Annotated in this window: 10 protein-coding genes; 1 reads left to right on the top strand and 9 read right to left on the bottom strand. The window is 37.9% G+C overall.

Annotation, left to right across the window (positions count from 1 at the left end; translation table 11 throughout):
• Nucleotides 1-28: 28 nt before the first annotated feature.
• Together KFE94_14085 and KFE94_14080 are read right to left on the bottom strand one after the other, a co-directional pair.
• The gene (locus KFE94_14085) at nt 29-3,607 is read right to left on the bottom strand and encodes a hypothetical protein (GenBank protein ID UTW65773.1); all 3,579 of its coding nucleotides are present in this window, start codon (nt 3,605-3,607) and stop codon (nt 29-31) included.
• Nucleotides 3,608-3,625: 18 nt separating this feature from the next.
• Complete coding sequence (locus tag KFE94_14080) at nt 3,626-4,510, bottom strand: ABC transporter ATP-binding protein (GenBank protein ID UTW65772.1); 885 nt, start codon at nt 4,508-4,510, stop codon at nt 3,626-3,628.
• A gap of 204 nt (nt 4,511-4,714) precedes the next feature.
• Here KFE94_14080 and KFE94_14075 point away from each other — a divergent pair, with 204 nt between their 5' ends.
• Entirely contained in the window at nt 4,715-5,062 is a 348-nt protein-coding gene (locus tag KFE94_14075) for a hypothetical protein (GenBank protein UTW65771.1), read from the top strand.
• Here the strand turns inward: KFE94_14075 and KFE94_14070 are convergent.
• From KFE94_14070 to KFE94_14040, 7 genes are all read right to left on the bottom strand, one after another.
• Nucleotides 5,059-5,868 (bottom strand): hypothetical protein, encoded by an 810-nt coding sequence (locus KFE94_14070; GenBank protein ID UTW65770.1) that lies wholly within the window; start codon nt 5,866-5,868, stop codon nt 5,059-5,061. The two genes, KFE94_14075 and KFE94_14070, sit on opposite strands and share 4 nt — an antisense overlap.
• The gene (locus KFE94_14065) at nt 5,868-6,575 is read right to left on the bottom strand and encodes a hypothetical protein (protein ID UTW65769.1); all 708 of its coding nucleotides are present in this window, start codon (nt 6,573-6,575) and stop codon (nt 5,868-5,870) included. Before KFE94_14065 ends, KFE94_14070 begins: the two co-directional genes overlap by 1 nt.
• A gap of 65 nt (nt 6,576-6,640) precedes the next feature.
• Nucleotides 6,641-9,040: a hypothetical protein gene (locus tag KFE94_14060; GenBank protein ID UTW65768.1), complete on the bottom strand. Its 2,400-nt coding sequence runs from the start codon at nt 9,038-9,040 to the stop codon at nt 6,641-6,643.
• Between the two features lie 281 nt (nt 9,041-9,321).
• Complete coding sequence (locus KFE94_14055) at nt 9,322-11,103, bottom strand: hypothetical protein (GenBank protein ID UTW65767.1); 1,782 nt, start codon at nt 11,101-11,103, stop codon at nt 9,322-9,324.
• A 191-nt stretch (nt 11,104-11,294) separates the two neighbouring features.
• Entirely contained in the window at nt 11,295-14,894 is a 3,600-nt protein-coding gene (locus KFE94_14050; GenBank protein ID UTW65766.1) for a right-handed parallel beta-helix repeat-containing protein, read from the bottom strand.
• A gap of 580 nt (nt 14,895-15,474) precedes the next feature.
• Complete coding sequence (locus KFE94_14045) at nt 15,475-16,380, bottom strand: hypothetical protein (protein ID UTW65765.1); 906 nt, start codon at nt 16,378-16,380, stop codon at nt 15,475-15,477.
• An 88-nt stretch (nt 16,381-16,468) separates the two neighbouring features.
• Entirely contained in the window at nt 16,469-17,452 is a 984-nt protein-coding gene (locus KFE94_14040; GenBank protein UTW65764.1) for a glycosyl transferase, read from the bottom strand.
• Between the last annotated feature and the right edge of the window lies 1 nt (nt 17,453).

The raw sequence follows: 17,453 nt of genomic DNA, 5'->3' as shown, positions 1-17,453 counted from the left end.
AACGAGTGTTTTGTGGGATGCTTTTATCCTACTCTCCCGTTAATGTTTTTATGTTGTCTTTATAGACTCTATCGATCAAAATATGTCTTGGGTCAATCGCTGCTTTGGCCGGTAAAGAATCCACCACAAACGTAAAGGTCATTTCCGGTTGATTGAATTTGACCCGTTTTTGGTACATCAATTCTTCTTCGTCATCATCTGCAAATACACCAATATCAATCCAGTCATTCATCGGTACTTTAGTTTCTTCCCCCATGGAATCTGCTTTGATCTTTACAGTTTCAATTTCCATGGTGATTTCATATTGACCATTGTCCAGTTCTTTGTAAGTCGCCTCTTTTAAACGATTGTCATACAACGTGATTTCTTTAAACCAATCGTCTACCAAATACTGAAGTGAATCCGGTACCTGCGGTTCCAGATATTTTAAGAAGTCCAAAGAAGTGGGATATGGTGGTTCTTTGTATCTGAATTCTTCCAGGAACTGTTTCATTGCTAAATTCACCTTATCCTCTCCAATATAGTCTTGCAATGCATAAAGGATCACACTTCCTTTTCCGTAATGCAAATACATTTGGTTTTCCATTTTATATAAAGGCAATTCTTTTTGTAATTCTCGTCCCCGACCTCTTAAGTATCGATCATGATCATACTTTAAGAAATTACGCATTTTCATAGGGTTATCCGTAATGCTCTTCATCGTCATTAATGAAGAATATTCTGCAAAACTCTCACTCATTAATGTTCCACCCTGCATATTAGCTCCAACTACCTGATGTGCCCACCACTGGTGTGCCATCTCATGAGCGATCACGGCATCAATCACATTGTTTTCATTTTCATCCTCTAAGTTCACTACGAATCCAAAGGCTTCGGAATACGGCATGGTCCCTGGAAATGCCTGAGCAAACGTGGCGTATCTTGGAAACTCAATAATGCGACATTGTTCGTGATAATATGGTCCGAAATGCTTTGTATAATATGCCAATGAACGCTCTACTGCATCCAACATCATATCTACATTCACTTCGTGTTTTTCATCATAATACACTTCGATATCTACTCCATTCCACTCTCTGGTTTTCACTTGATACTCCGCAGAAATAAATGAATAGAAATCCTGTGAAATATGATCTACTTTGTAATGGTAGTAGTTACGCCCATTTTCGTTCCACTGCTTGATTAATGATCCCGGAGCAACAGCCGTTTGACCTTCAGAAGTTGAAATCACTGTTTCCGCCATGATGTAATCAGAAACACCATCTGTAAGATAATTGGCCATACAGGCTTCTGAACAATGTACTTCCAATTCAGGCATACGTTTCTTTGGAAGCAAATCATATTTCTTACGCGTATTCTTATCACTCAATTCCTGTCCTGCATTGTATCCCAATGAAGGTAAAACCGACTTGTTATTAAAGAACGTTCCGTTTGCGCATACACTGGTCGTTCCCCTACGGTTTTGGAATCCTTTGGTTTCATATTTAGTTTTAATTTCCACCTCAATGCTTTCTCCGGGAGCCAAATCTTTTTGTAAACGATACATCTGGAAATCCAGATCTTCATCATCAAAGATTAACTCTGCACCCGGAATATTGATTTCCGATTTCCAATCTCCACTTAAATTGTATGGAATGGTGTCTATAGGTTCATTCGACTCATTTTTTAAGGTCATCAGCGCACGTACATTCACATTGCGTTCTTCTGGAAAAATGTCAATGAAATATTTGATATCCGTAATCTTTGGGAGTGTAATACTTTCATACTTCTTGTATTTCTTTTCGTAATCTGCACGTGCTACTTCCACCTCATCAGATGTCACATATTCATTTAACACCTGCGTATTGTAATACACAAAACCTGTTACCAATAGCCAGATACCCAAAACTCCTAAAGTTGCAAGTCTATACTTTGAAGGCAACTGTTTTTTAGCTATTTGAAAACGAATGGCCAAAGAATTGGCTACGCCTCTGTTCCATAACGCTCCGGCAATTAAAACTGCAATAACTCCAATTAAAACCCAATAGGTATTGAACCAAATAGCGCCATATACTCCGGAACCAAATCCGTTCATATCAGAATATGTCAATGATGGTGCCCCACCGATAGACAACATATTCGTTTCTACATCCATCATCAGTAATATCAGGTCCCAAACAAATATCACGAGTACGGATACGAAATATCCAATGTATTTGTTATTGACCAGTACCTGAATCATAATCATCAAACCTGCCCAGATGATATAAATATTCAACTTGGTCATGACAAAATCTATGAAGTATACGTCCAATTCAATTCGAGTATATCCATTCACGAGTTGGTAAACTATTCCACAGACTATGAAGAACCAGCTGAGTAATGAAGTAATCGTCACCAATGACAGGGATTTAGCCGCCAGGGATACAAATGAAGTATGCGGAGAGGCATCAATGACCTCATTGATCTTATTGTCCCGATCACGCCAGATCAATTCTCCACTAAAGAATACCAGGATGATCATGATAAATAACAAAGTGGAGTTATCGATCTGATCAATGATATCGTAAGTGACCGGATAAGATTGCAATCCAAAATATTCGAATCCACCGTATAAGCCGGTAAACAATAAAATCGCACTAAAAACAAATAGAATCTTAAACGTAATGCTCTTGGCAATACTTAAGACATTCATTTTAAAGAAACTTTTAAACTGTGCCCACTCTGTTGAACCATTAAAAGTTGGTGTTAACTTCGGTAAGGTAAATGTGGTAGACGTTGATGTTTTTACTTCTTTTTCCTTTTTGACTTTCTTATTGCGCTCTAGAAATGAAAATCTTAAATAACTCACAAACAATACTACGGCTCCAACAGAAATCCAGAAAACTCTATTGATCATGATCAACCCTGAAAAAGACGGGTTCAGTGTATTTTTCTCAATTGGCGTGTAATATTTGGTAGTTAACGCATATGTTCTTGATCCAAACATATCTGTTAATGCTGCAATCGTCTCATTGTCAATATCCGTAATCAAAGACCCTGAAATCAGATACGTGATTAGAATGATCATGGCTCCCACAAAAGAGATCACCGTACTTCTAAAACTTACTGCCAAAGAATAGATAATGGCTCCTGCAAAAAACATGTTCGGCAGGATGAACAAGAAATAGTTATTGATAAAAGTCTGCATTTGGATTATCCCATATCTTTCCGGGTCTTCCCACCCCACCAATGGTGCAATATTGGAGCCTACAATTGTACCGATAAATACACCCATCAAAGGCAATGTTGAAATGATCAGAGCTCCTGCAAATCTGCCAAAGAAGTAACCGAATTTGCTCAACGGAGTACTAAATAGAATTTCATTGAAGTGATTGTTATAATCTCTTAAGGCCGCATTATTGAAAAACGCTGCACCCATCAACAAACCAAACAAACTCATGATCAGGGTAAAGGTTGTGATAATGTGTGGGGCATTTTTAAGTACATTTCCCACAGCACCTCCAATCACAATACTATCGCTGGATGTGGCACCGAAAACCAATAGTCCTATCATCAGGGTGAAGATGTAAACCATAGGTTGTTTTAAGGTATACCTCAGCTCATTTAAAAAGAAAACTTTAAACATTTTGATTTGATTTAGAGGTTATACGATTGCGTGTGCGGTATTGATCTTAGAAAAGAATACATCTTCCAGATTTGGTAATACCGGTTCAAAACCATTTCCCGGATCAGATTCACTATACACATGAATCAATGGTAACCCAGCCACCATTTTATTCGAAATAATCGAATAATTGTTTGCATATTCTTTGAGTTCTTCTCTTGAAACCGCTTTCTGATATACCTTTCCATTCAGATCATCAATGGCAGTTTGCGGAGATCCCTGATATACGATACTCCCTGTATTCATGATCGCCATATTGGTGCATAATTCACGTACATCATCTACAATATGCGTAGACAGAATCACAATCACCTCTTTACCTACATCCGCTAAAAGATTGTAAAATCTATTGCGTTCCCCCGGATCTAAACCTGCGGTAGGCTCATCTACAATGATCAATTTTGGGTTTCCAATCAAAGCCTGCGCAATTCCCACTCGTTGCTTCATACCTCCGGAAAATCCCTTTACACTTTTGTTACGCTTATCGTAAAGGTTCACTTTATCCAATAGATATTTTACCAGTTCCTTACGCTGAGAGTTTTGCGTAATTCCTTTTAGAATGCACATATGATCTAAAAGTTGTTCGGCTGTAATTCTAGGGTACACACCAAACTCTTGTGGTAAATATCCCAGAACTTTTCTCAATTCGGTAGGTTCACTAAAAATGTCCAAATCATCTAAAAAAGCACTTCCTGAATCTGCTTCCTGCAAAGTAGCCAATGTACGCATCAATGAAGATTTACCAGCTCCATTTGGTCCCAGCAGTCCAAACATGCCATTTTCAATTTCAATAGTTACATTGTCTAAGGCTTTTACACCATTGGGATAGGTCTTCGAAAGATTATTGATTTTTAAAACGCTCATGATAACAGGCTTTATATGTTTTTAAATGATTGAATCTTCAAAGCTAGAGTTTTTCGTTCTTGAATTTTGCCGTTCATGTATTTCCTATGATTTAAACCCCAAATGTCAAAAAATTGTAAATCTGAATAAATTTAGCCTGAGATGAATTGCAGCATGAAAAAATACATTAGGTTTGTTATTTAGAATCATTCTAAATAATTTTTAATGGCACACAGAATTATTAATCGCTCTACCAACGGCCTGATGTATTACTGTTCGGGTTGTAAGTTGATCCACATTGAGTTTAAGAATCTCAACTTTAATTTCTCTAAAAAAGACTTTAAAACGTTTGCAAGATATATGCGGAAAGTGGAGGGTAAAAAATGGGAAGATCGTAACCGCCATTCTCCATTTGACCGCAAGATTGTCATTCCTATTTCGGATGATAATTTTAATTTCCTACTTAACAATGAGGAATTGGAAGAATTTCAGGAGCTGTTAAATGTAGAAATTGAACACCCACTGATCACCAAACTTTTTAAGGATTTAAATAGCAAGGTAAGGTCGAATTAATTTCCAAACTGGCTTTCCTCTTTCTTTGCTAATTCCCATGGATTTTCCAACGAAATCCATTCTGACCACGATGATTCATCGGAGTGACCATAAATGCTTAGCGGATTAAATCTAATCTGATATTCTATTTTGGGTTTATACGAAAACGGCCCATAACACATTCCGTGACCGATACTTATAAATTGCGTTTCTGTTACAGGTATATAATAAGAATTTACTGTTCCATCAGATAGATTTTTCAACTCTACTTTGACGTAGAAATTACGTCTGGGTTCAAGATGCAGCCTAAAACTTGAGCTCATTGTAGGTCCACACCCCGTAGGATGAAAATTACTTTCAATAAATACCGGTTTCGATTTCCAAATGGGAATTTCTTCCGAATCCACATCTTCTTCAATAAACCATGAAATAGGTTCATTTTCAAATGTATCCACGTTTCTCTGGATTAATAGTTTCTCTTGTCGGTCTGTTAAGTGATCTATTCTCAGGTGATACACTTTTCCAACTTCAAGATGCTCAGTCGGTACCAATATCGCCTGAGACATTTCATACATTCCCAGATTTATATCTTTAACTTCCAATTTCACCAGATGTTCTGATGATTCTAAAAAAACGGGATGTTCAGTTCCTAACCCTCTAATTACCTTCTGACCTTCTCCACAACCCTCCAGAATAATGATCTCTCCAACATGTAGTTTTCCTTTATTGGGCAATGCTAACATGAATTCAGAAGCACAATCTGCAAATACTTCATTTCCTAAGAAAAAGCTCCATAAGAAAAACAGAAATGTAATTGTTGTTTTCATTATTCATCTGAATGATATAGGACTGCTATTTTATCTTTAACCACATCGATAGTTCCATTAATAATGGGTTCCAAATAACTTCCTGCAGCCTCAGCAATTTTACCTCCGGCATCGGAAGCAATTTTCTGGCCAATCTTTTTTAAAGCTCCTTTTAGAACGCCTTTAAAACTGGTATCCGGTTCCGCACCTACCTGAACAAACAATTCTTTAATCTGAGATTTACTTTCATTCGGCATATAGGATTCAAACAAATCCACAAAAGCATCCGTAGTGAGTTTGACCAACTCTCTGGAAAACGATCCATCCGTAATATGATTTAGTCTTTTGAGTTTGGAACGTAAATGATCAATGAGGTAAGGGTTGTCTATTTCGATTCCAATTTTGTCCTGGTCTTTTAGGAAAATCGGATTTTGTAATACCCTCTTTAGTTCTTCATCCAATTCCGGCACACTGGTTTGTCTCAATTTTGATTCATACAATAGATTTCGTGCTTTGGATCTTGTTACTTTTAATTGCGACACCAAATCATAAATCTCCGGATTCTTTTCAAATACCCCAAGTTTTTGAAGTTTGATAAATAAAAGAATATCGAAATCTCGCTTAGACATCGAACCATATGCCGGATGCAAATAATCAGATAGTAATTGTACAAAAACCTCTTTCACTTGTTCCGCTTCGGTTTCCTTGAGTTTTGCTATGATTTCCATATTCTTTTATTTCTTGTAAATATAAAACTCGGAATTAAATTCCGATTTGATTCCGAGTTTGTTTTTTATTCTTCATTTAACCCTCTAATTACACAACCTCCTAACCAGATACCTAATCCGGCAGAAATTGCAATTATAATTCTGGCAATGACCACATTGACACAACCATTTAGTACTGGTATGTCTTCAATATAACTTATAACCGGAATCACGACACCACCCAATACAACTGTAATTTCTGCTAAAAATCCACATAATCCTATGTTGCAATTTTGCGCCCATCTCCATGCCAATGCTAACGAAGCCAGAACCATTCCCAATCCAACCCAAAAAATCCAAGGACAACAACTAGTAAAGTATAAGGCACCTACTCCCGCTCCGAACATCACCTGCCAGGTAATCAATAAGTTCATTCCACAAGGGTTTGGACATGCGTATCCCAATCGATCTGCAACCCATCTTGCTGCAATTGCCAGCGCTGCTGCACCTGCCGCTATTCCAACTACCCAAATTAACGCGGCAGTAGCTGCTGGTACACATATCATTAATAACCCCGCTAGCATTACTACCGCTGAACCTATAGCAATTAACCATCTTGCAGTCATACACCCAGCTCCTTCTCCTCCATCATTTCCACCTCCATTGTCATCATCATCGTGATCATCATCGTGATCATCATCGTCATTTGGATTACAAATAATTTCACCGACAGAAATAGTTGTAGGCTCACAATCTGCCGGAAAATCCTGAGAAATCTCTATTTCCGGGCTTGCGCCTTCTGGGTATGAATGATTTAAAACAATCTGGTACTCTCCCGCTTCCATTTCTCTCACCACGGTTTCTCCATCATCATAATCAATATTTACCCGCGTATCTACCGCCAGACTCACGCCTACCTCAACCGTCACATTGGCTATACCATCATGGCATTCGCCAATATTCACTCCAATCTCTTCGAAACTCCCACAAACTGCACCTTCACAATCCGCTACTGTTTTGATGGTTAAAGGCACATTTGCACATTCCAAATCATCACATGTGAAAATGATTCGTCCTCTTAATTCTTCATTTACCGGTAAGTGAATAACTTCTCTGAACACGGAATTTTGTTCCCCCATTAGTCCAAAATCAAAACTACCATGCACTCCAAAGTCAATGGTAATTTGACATGGGTGGGTTGCATCATATGCAAACATCACAATCACTTCGCGCATTCTTCGTCCATCTTGCTGAACACAATCTTCAAATTCATAACTCACATCTCCAATTTCCGGACATGATCTGCAATCTTCTATCACCCCGATATCTATCACCTTATCCGGGCATTTATCTTCGGTACGAATGACGATCTGATATGGTTCTTCACGTGCATCATATGTCACTTCAAAGTTTAATACATGATTATCACCCGCGGCTAAATCCACATCATCTACGTTTTGATTATTCCCGTAATCAATAGACGCGCGTACAACTTCATTGCTTCTATTGTCGTATACCACTGAACCTCGAACCGCACTTCTATTTCCCTCACATTCAATTGGAAACAATTGCGCATCTCCCCAAACAATTGGACATGGAATCTCTCCGCATCCTGGTATTTCAAATCTAAACGGGACATCAGGACAATTTTCTGAAGTAATGATTCCTTCAATCATTCCCGGATCAAACCTTAAAATCACAGGTGCTTCCCAGGTCAATACATTTTCGCCTGGTAACACGACTTCTTCCACAGAAACATCCGCTCCAAAATTGACTGTAATTCTTTGCGCCACAGGAGAGTTTACCACCATTCTCAATTCTACATCCCTTTGTCCATCCTCGTTGCAATCTCCGATAGAGATTATCTCCAACTCTACCAGTCGCAAACAATCATTCGGTGTTTCACATGCATTAATCACAAAAGGAATATTTAAAGGTTCACATTCACCTTCGAATCTAATTTCAATCTGATGTGCTCCAGGAGGATATGAAATATCATGTAACGGTGGCCGAAAACTAAAAGGGTTTAATCCCGGAATCAACGGTCGATTATCTACAAGACCATTTCCAAAATCTATTGCTGCCATCACAATTTGAGGTGCATTGATCGTAAACGCAACATTTAAATTACGTCCTCCATTTTCATTACAGGGTTCTTCTTCAAAAATCGGTTCGCCTTCGAGAATAGGGCATTCCGGTCCACTACATCTTAATCGACCCGAGATATTTTCCGAACAATGTTCATTTCCATCTACACATTTTGCTTCTATGGAATAAGAGGCATCGCATTTTACATCTTCCACCTGGATATTCACAGTCCAAATGCCCTCATTCACATCTGCAATTCCTACAAAAATCACATCTCCGATATTGATTTCGACTCTTATGGATGCACAGTCTTCGGCAGTTCCGGAAACAATTATTTCTCCGACTTCCAATTCGTTATCGACTCCGATAACGTCATTAATAGCAATATTACACGCCATGGTATTTAGTTTTTGTTGGTTACATTCCTAATTGAAGATTTGCATCTTCTCAAAAACTACAGGGAGGATTGAAAGAAATCGGACAGGGAGGGCCTTCTTCTTTTGTAGATTAACGAGACTTCAAAGATTGTGACACCTGAAGCACTCTATAAGTCAGGCCGAAAATAAATGATTCTTTTTGGTTTGGGTATCAGGGTAAATACGTATTTTATAATTGTGGTTTATACCCCAAAAAAGCCAAATACGCATGCGTATTTGGCTTTACACGGTTTTATTATCGCTTACTTTACAGTTGTTGTATCCATTGGTACAATATCTCCAAAAATATGGCTCAGTCCAACATATCCATACGCGTCATTAGAATCTGACGGATAATTGCTGTGACACGCAAAACAGTTTAAATCCTGATGATAGGTTTCCATTGTAGAATTTGCCAATCTACTGGTTCCTATTTCATTCCCTCCACTTGGATATTCTCCTGTTGGATATGCCCCATTCATAGTCCATGTATTTCCAATTTGGATGTAATTCTTTCTCACATCATTTCCAATCAACATCGTCATCACATTATGATTAATTGAAATAATTTCTGAATTGGATTCTGCCGCACTAGTTACATTCTGATTTGGAACTGTTCCTTCAACCACACCCCAGGGTTGATCTCTTAAAGTATTACTTGGAGTAATAGTAAATCCGCCCTTTGCAATAATCGTATCTCCAATCACTGTATCCATAGCCATATGAGGCGTATTAAACGGGCTGGATGCTCCATTCGTGCTAAAGTTCCAAACCCCTGCTGTACTTGAATTTACCGTTACTTTATTACTTTCTGTATCCAGATAGCTATAAGTCGCCAAAGGCGAATTGTTTACATGTTCGAATGTTGACCATAACATTTCAGGATGTCCGGCCACATTTCCTACCACATGAATTCCCACCAAAGCCAGCTTTGCTGTTGTCGTTCCATTTTTAATCCATTTGGTATTGGTACTATTTGGGGTATAGGTTGGAATTTCCGCCATAGTTGTCACATAATCCGAATCATTCGGTAAACTATCTGCCAATACCCAGGACATCTTTAATTCTACAGCCAATGCATCTTTATCATCAATGGTAATTCCCATCTGAGCCGCCTGTGCAACAATCGCATCTAACTCGGCTTCAGTTTCAGGGAATCTTTTAGCATCCGGGTACATCGATTTAAAGACCGCATAGACATCATTCACCAATATGGTATAATATACCAAAGAGCCGTTTTGAGACATTAAAACATCACCTCCTCCGGCTTGACCTTGCTCAGCTTCATCCACATAATCACCGTTCGCATCTACATAAATGCTTTTTCCTCCAACAGAAACTTTTTGCACCAAATCACCAGTACTTAACCCTTCTGTAAACATTGGCTTTACATTTTCAATCACCTGCCCATTCGCATTGTAATACACCAGTTTATTATCCACCAACTCCAATTTAGCTGCTTCCATATTTTCTCCCATTGCATTAGATACCAGATGCATTCCTGCATCAGATTTTTTAGGGGTATCAATTTCCATCAACTTTCCTGTTTTTGGATGAATTAATACAGGAAGTCCCTGAGGTCCGTTCTGAATTACTTTCGGGCTAAAGTTTCTCAATACCCCTTTTTGATGCGGGATTAAATAACGCTCTTGATTGGCATTTTCAGGAGATACATCATAAAATACCGGAGAGTCAAATACTCCAGCATACCCCGGGGCAGGTGAAACAATCCATAAGAACATTTGTTCTGACCAACGATAAAAATCGCAGTTTGTATTTTGCGATGGGAAATCCTTACTGTTGGCCGCATTCACCGCACCATTTTCAGTTACCGTTCCACTCGCAAACCAGGAGTTAAATTCTGAAGGTGTAATCGGGCAAGAATTCAGAGAATTATCTGGAACCACACTCACTGTTGCTGATTTCACTTCCGTACTTTTTCCTTTTTCTGCAGGAGCGCAAGAATGCCATAAAAACGTGACCAGTGACATTGCAGTCACCACAATGGAAATATTCCATATTGACTTTTTAAACTTCGTTACCATTTTTGATTTTTTTTGATTGATAATAATTGATTCTAAGTGTTTTGCTTTAGGTTTCCGAAATTAAATCGCAGCTAACTATTTGACATGGGTGTTTTTACGTGTTTTTCATTTTATGGCAAATTACTTACGCATAAAAAAAGGGCCGCCTAAAAAGACGACCCTTCTTATATTCACTATGGAGAATATTGGATTTACATTTTTACAAATCTGATTGTTTCTCTGGCACCAGAGTAATCTACGATTTCTACGATGTACACACCTTCTTCCAAATCAGACACATCAAAGCTGATGTATCCAGATTGATTATCGATGTTTTGACTTTTCAGTACTTTACCTAATAAATCAATCACTTTGATACTAGATGGTCCATCCGTGCTAAAGAAGTAATTTACATTTAACTCCAGATTAGTTGGGTTTGGATATACGACCACTCTATTCTGATCTAAAGTTTTCACGTTTGTACTTTCAATCACCTTAACTTTTGGAATCGCCACAAATGGGAAATCATGTCCAGCAACAGCTGTTTGTAACATTTGATTTGCCTCATAATATACCTGACGATCGTCAACTAATGTTTCTAAAGTTTTAATGATTTCTACATCAGCAGCATTTAACATTCTAGATTCTTGTGCCAAACCAAGTTTGATATTCTCTAGAGTGTACCAGTCAGCGTGTAAATCCAATTGGATTCCACTTAACTCACCAGTTGCCTTAGTGTAGTCTCCTTTGTGGAAATAGTAGTAGTATGAAACTAATGACTCATCTAAGTCATAAGACCCATTCATCAATGTTTGATACAATGCATCCATTTCTTTTGTTGAAGTATTTGCACTTAATGCAGCAAACCAGTTTGAAACTTCAGTATTAATATCTCCTACCTGAGATAATGCTTCAGGATAACCTTCAATTAAAGTATTACTACCTGCAATGCTTTCAATTACATTTCCTTCCGGAGAGAATTTAGGATCACAAGTTTCATTGTAATTTTCTTTCAACTTGTCATAATCTTCAGTAACCTGAGTTCCACAAGAAGCTGTAGAATAGTATTGGTTTCTACCAACGGTTACCGGACCACTTGTTGCCAATACACCGAAGTTTCCATCCGTATTGATTGGACAACTGATAGCACGGATATCAATTGCACCTAAACCGGTATTGTTACTTGCAAAAGTATTTCTACCTCCACTTGCAGCACTACCAGCAGCGCCAATGTTTCCTTGTGCATATCTTCCATCAACACCAAACTCAGTGTAGTTGTATAAGAAGTTATTCGTGATCAACGGTAATGCCGCACATGAACCTGGTGATCCTTCTACCAGAATCGCTGTACTTGCTTCAAACACACAGTTACCACTGAATCTCACTCTTTGATCTTCTCTTTCAGCCACTAAATAGTAAATACCCAATGCTGTTGTTCTGTAATCATCTTCCATGTTGATGGTATTACACATCACATCAATTGAAGATCCGTACGCTACATGAATACCACAATATCCCATATCAGCCAACTGATTTTCCTTCACTGTTAAGTTCGTTGATTTAATCATTTGGATTCCTGATTCAAAACCTGTAATGGTATTGTTTGTGATAGACGAACGTGATACATCCTCAAAATAAATGGCAGAATGTGAATTCCATGAAACATTATTTTGTTGGAATTTATATCCATACAACATCTCATTTGAAGTGACATGAATAGAAGATGATGCACTTGATCTAATTTGATGTTCGCTTACAAAAGCTGCCGTTGGATCAATAGAGTTCACTTCCATTTCGTTGTTATCCACATTTACATTGTAAGATTTATTGATATCAATACTTCTGTACATATCTGTAAAGTTGTTATCCGAAACAGTCGCTGTAGTTTCATCAATTAATGAAATTCCATAGAATTTTTTACCTGTTCCGGTTCCTGATCCTTCCTGAACACTCACGAAGTCATTTTGTGAAATATTTCCAACGAATCTGGTTTGCATTGATAAGATTCCCCAGTGATCCTGTGCATAGGTCCCTCCACCTAATACAGGTTCTCCGTATGGAGAGTTACAATCTACACGGTAATCAATTTCATTTCTGTCCACATTGAATGTATTACCTGTAATTCCATCCATAAATGTGACACTTCTGGTTCCGATACCTACTCTACAGTTTTCGAATAAGTTATTGGCTACTCTTACGTATGCAGCATCCATATTCTGGAAATCTAATGCCACCTGTGCATTTTTGAATGTAGACTCATTGATCACACCATACGCCTGATCTTTGAATGCAAATCCTAACCAGGTAGTATTCATATCACATGGACGGAATACAGAGTTATTCACTCTTACCTCAGCATCTCTACTGAATACCATTCCAGCACATTCTCCGAAGATGATATCCACATTGGTTAAATCAATTGTAGCACCTACCACATTTACGATCACATTATCCGGAATGTAATACTTACCTTCCCATAATTGATCCGCGATAATGGAAATACTTGCCGGAATTACGGTGTAGTCAGTTGGTTTAATATCATCTAACCAACAATCACCACAATCCAGTTCATAGTCATTGTTTAAACCAGGTTCTATACCCTGAGGGACCGTTCCGACATCCATACTACCAATGACACCTCCATTTAGGTAGAAGTCTCCATGAATTACAAAATCAAATCCTCCAGCAGACTGGTCTAAACTCGCAAGGAATGTAGATGTCACAGGCCAGCAATAACTCGTTCCAGCGATTAAGCTAATTCCAGGTAATGTACCCACAAATGCACCATTTTGGTAAATATTCACGACTACACTTAATCCACCTGTAGTTCCGTCCGGAGCTTCTGGCAATTCATAAGTTATACAGATTTCACCCGGGCCACATGTATCTGTTTTTTTGATATCCATATCAAAATTTCCGGTTGGGTTTCCACTACAACTTCCGCAGAAATCATCAATATAGGTGTAGCCATAGTGACCACCATAACCACAATCTTCATTGATAAAGTTTACTTCAATATCATGTCCCATTAATGAAGTTAAATTCATTTGAACACAAGTCCAATCTCTATACGCGATACTTCCTTGAGTTTGAAAAAATGGGTCATTCAAATCTGCATAAATCTTTTCAGATCCATTTCCTAGATTCACCAATCCGCTCACTTCAACACCTCCAGCAGTGTGGTCGATCACACGCACCCAAAAAGATGGCTGAGATTCTGTTGGGTGATTTGGATCTTGTAAAACCACCGCATACCAAAAACCAGTTAAGGCATTCGCTGAAGTTACAGTGAATCTTTTAGAAATCATTTCTGCACCATTACCATTAACCTGGTTACCAATCCTTAAAGAATTGCCGGTACCTGATGGCGTGGTATTAATTGGCACATTTGGATCTGCTCCAGCAGGAACAATAGTATGTCTGGATGAAGCAGAGTTAATCGGTCCACTTTGAAATCCAGTACTAAAGTTGGGGAAATCAGGTAAATCAGCAGCATCTAATGATCCATATTCTCCAAACCAATCTGCTGTTGATAAAGGGGATTCAAAATCTCCATTTCCACAAACTGAAGTAGGCGTTGGTACGGCCATCGCACTTCTAGGAGTGGACTGAATACGTTTGTAATCTTCCAATTTAAAGCGATAATATTCGCTAAACGGAAGTTCGTGTTGGCGGTGATGGTCCAATTGGTTGTACTCTTTCCGTACATCTTCTTTAAAGCCCTCGGGCACGACCGTCTCCTGGGCGAACAATGCGGGTTGAAACAGCATCGCACAGATTAAAATCAAAAAACTTGTCTTGTTTTTTTTCATAATTGTTATGTTTTAAGTTAATAAATAGAAAATACGTGTTTGGGATGGGGGGATTACCTGATAAACAGTGAGTCGGGTTTCTGACTTCTTAGATATGGTATTTCGATTTTTTGAAATCGTAAAATCGGGTAATATGCATCCAGCATACCTGTGGTAGTTAGCTTCATAATAGTAAGTTATGCCACCCTAATTGAATAAAGTGTTGTTTAGTATAGTTCGCTAAAGAATCGGTAAGTTACTCCTTAGACCATGGCAAAGTACGACACGTTCACGATTTCATCCATCAGGGTAAATACGGAAATTTATATGTGGTTTACACGATTTTTTCAATGTGGTAAATACGTACTCAACAGCATTCAAACCTCCCACAAGCAACTATTAAACAAACAGATAGATCAAATCACGATTTACACTCTCGATTCAGATGTATCATTATGTTAGGCATCCATAACAATATATTACGTACCAAAATCTGATTCCACTTTACGAATCGGGATTCAGAAATTCATTGTATTCAAAATTTAAGGCATAAAAAAAACGGGAACAATTGCTCCCGTTTTAACGTAATACCTAAATTATACTATTGACCATATTTATTTAACTCTTCTTCGGCAGCTTTTACCACTTCCCTTTGCTGAATTAGTTTTTCCTCATTTCTTTCTTCTGCCTCTTTGAGTTGTTTTATTTCATACCATAGATTTCTGATCTCTGCTTTTAGATCTAAAATTTTATCCGTTCGCTTTTCGATATCTTTTTCTATATCCTTTCTTTCCTTGTCCAATTCTTTTAATTCCGATTTTGCAGTTTTTGCATCATCTTTATTGGCATAATTGGTTGAAGCAATACTATTCTTCTTGGAGGTATATCTATCCGTTGCGCCTTCTAATTGCCCTTTTAATAAACTAATCTCCGTTTCCTCACTTTGAATTCTTAAAGAGTCTTTATGAATCGACTTTTCTGCATCATCCTGATCTTCCAGGTTTTTATCTCTAATCTTAATCAGTTCTTTCAATTTCACGTTCTTTTCCTTCAATTCTCTGGTCAGCACTTCTTTATAAACCTGTGCACCAAAGTTGGCCAATAGCTTGCGTACTTTCACACTCACTCCTTCTTTACCATCCGGGTCTACTCTCACACCATCAATAATAAAAACGGAATATAGTTTTACACTATGGTCTTGTTGAACTACCGTTGAATAAATGTCCATTGGATCAGAATCCACACTTTCAATAATGATCCCTTTTACGGTCAATTGATCATTCTTAATTTCTGCTTTTACTTTTCTTTTTTCCAGAGATTTTTTCCAGGAATTCACTACATCCTTTTCTAATGCGCGATCAACTTCCAATACAAAAACAGTACTGTCTTTGGCATTTAAGAGTCTCTTTCCCGTAGTGATTTTATACCCTTCCTGTGCATAGGTGACTCCTGAAAGGAAAATAAACAGAATAATAGCAATCAGATTTGTGCGGTTCTTTAAATTCATTTTTTAAATTTTAGAAGATAAAAGTAAACCAATATTTCTATTTATATGGATTCACATCGGGCTACTTTAAATCCGCTCGGTACCTATATTAAATACCACGGATCACTTTCCCGATAATTTCCCTGGTCATATCCGGGTAATTTACTTTAACATTACGCGCCTTATTGATCCAATCCTGAATTTCACTTACACTTTCCTGACTTAAACCTTTCAGTACCGGCACCCCCATTTTCTTTAGGCTCATCGCATTACATTGCTGCTCATACTGGTTACTCATTGGAATCACCATCAGTTTCTTTTCCATGAACAATGCTTCTGCCGGAGTTTCAAATCCCGCACCACAAAGTACTCCTGCACATGATGCTAAACTTCTGATAAACGCCTCATTATTGATCGGTTTTACTTTTACGTTTTTATACTGAAATTCTGAAGTACAGAACTTAGAAAACACTTCCCAATTCGCATTTTCTACCTGAGACAAATAGTTGATCAATAGCTCGTTTCCATATGCAGGTAAATACACCGTAAAGTGTCCACGATTGGTTACCTTTAATTCACGAATTTGCTTACGAATTACCGGTGTGAAAATATGATCCTGATACTTCTCGAAATGAAATCCATAGGACTGTTGACTTGGGGCATATTTTTTTAAAATCAACTTTCCCAATTTAGAATCCTTTTCCGGTTTTGGCGCTTTTTCATCGATTACAGCAGCCTGATGACTTAAAGATACACTTGGTACATTTTTCAATTTTGCCGCCCAGGCAGAAACAGGTTCAAAATCGTTAATCACCAAATCGTATTCACGAACCGGTAATGTAAATATGTCTTTTAACAAGCGAAACAAACGAAATGACTTCACCGTTTGCCATAGGTTTACGCCTCCATTTTTACCGAAGATAAAACTCAATCCATTCAAACGATATTTAATATGAAACGGAATAGTAACATCTGATTGAATTCCGCTAATCAACACATCGACATCTGCGATCTCTTTTAATAAGGGAATAATATCATTGGCTCTACTTAAATGTCCATTTCCTGTTCCCTGAATTGCATATAATACTTTCATT

The sequence above is a fragment of the bacterium SCSIO 12643 genome (genome assembly GCA_024398135.1).
Classification (GTDB): domain Bacteria; phylum Bacteroidota; class Bacteroidia; order Flavobacteriales_G; family Salibacteraceae; genus CAJXZP01.
The sequence above is the reverse complement of the archived record's forward strand: the minus strand, read 5'-3'. Positions and strand labels throughout refer to the sequence as shown.

What these genes read in the sequence shown, in the direction of transcription:
- KFE94_14085 (UTW65773.1), bottom strand. Translation starts at nt 3,607, where the DNA reads ATGTTTAAAGTTTTCTTTTTAAATGAGCTGAGGTATACCTTAAAACAA.
- KFE94_14080 (UTW65772.1), bottom strand. Translation starts at nt 4,510, where the DNA reads ATGAGCGTTTTAAAAATCAATAATCTTTCGAAGACCTATCCCAATGGT.
- KFE94_14075 (UTW65771.1), top strand. Translation starts at nt 4,715, where the DNA reads ATGGCACACAGAATTATTAATCGCTCTACCAACGGCCTGATGTATTAC.
- KFE94_14070 (UTW65770.1), bottom strand. Translation starts at nt 5,868, where the DNA reads ATGAAAACAACAATTACATTTCTGTTTTTCTTATGGAGCTTTTTCTTA.
- KFE94_14065 (UTW65769.1), bottom strand. Translation starts at nt 6,575, where the DNA reads ATGGAAATCATAGCAAAACTCAAGGAAACCGAAGCGGAACAAGTGAAA.
- KFE94_14060 (UTW65768.1), bottom strand. Translation starts at nt 9,040, where the DNA reads ATGGCGTGTAATATTGCTATTAATGACGTTATCGGAGTCGATAACGAA.
- KFE94_14055 (UTW65767.1), bottom strand. Translation starts at nt 11,103, where the DNA reads ATGGTAACGAAGTTTAAAAAGTCAATATGGAATATTTCCATTGTGGTG.
- KFE94_14050 (UTW65766.1), bottom strand. Translation starts at nt 14,894, where the DNA reads ATGAAAAAAAACAAGACAAGTTTTTTGATTTTAATCTGTGCGATGCTG.
- KFE94_14045 (UTW65765.1), bottom strand. Translation starts at nt 16,380, where the DNA reads ATGAATTTAAAGAACCGCACAAATCTGATTGCTATTATTCTGTTTATT.
- KFE94_14040 (UTW65764.1), bottom strand. Translation starts at nt 17,452, where the DNA reads ATGAAAGTATTATATGCAATTCAGGGAACAGGAAATGGACATTTAAGT.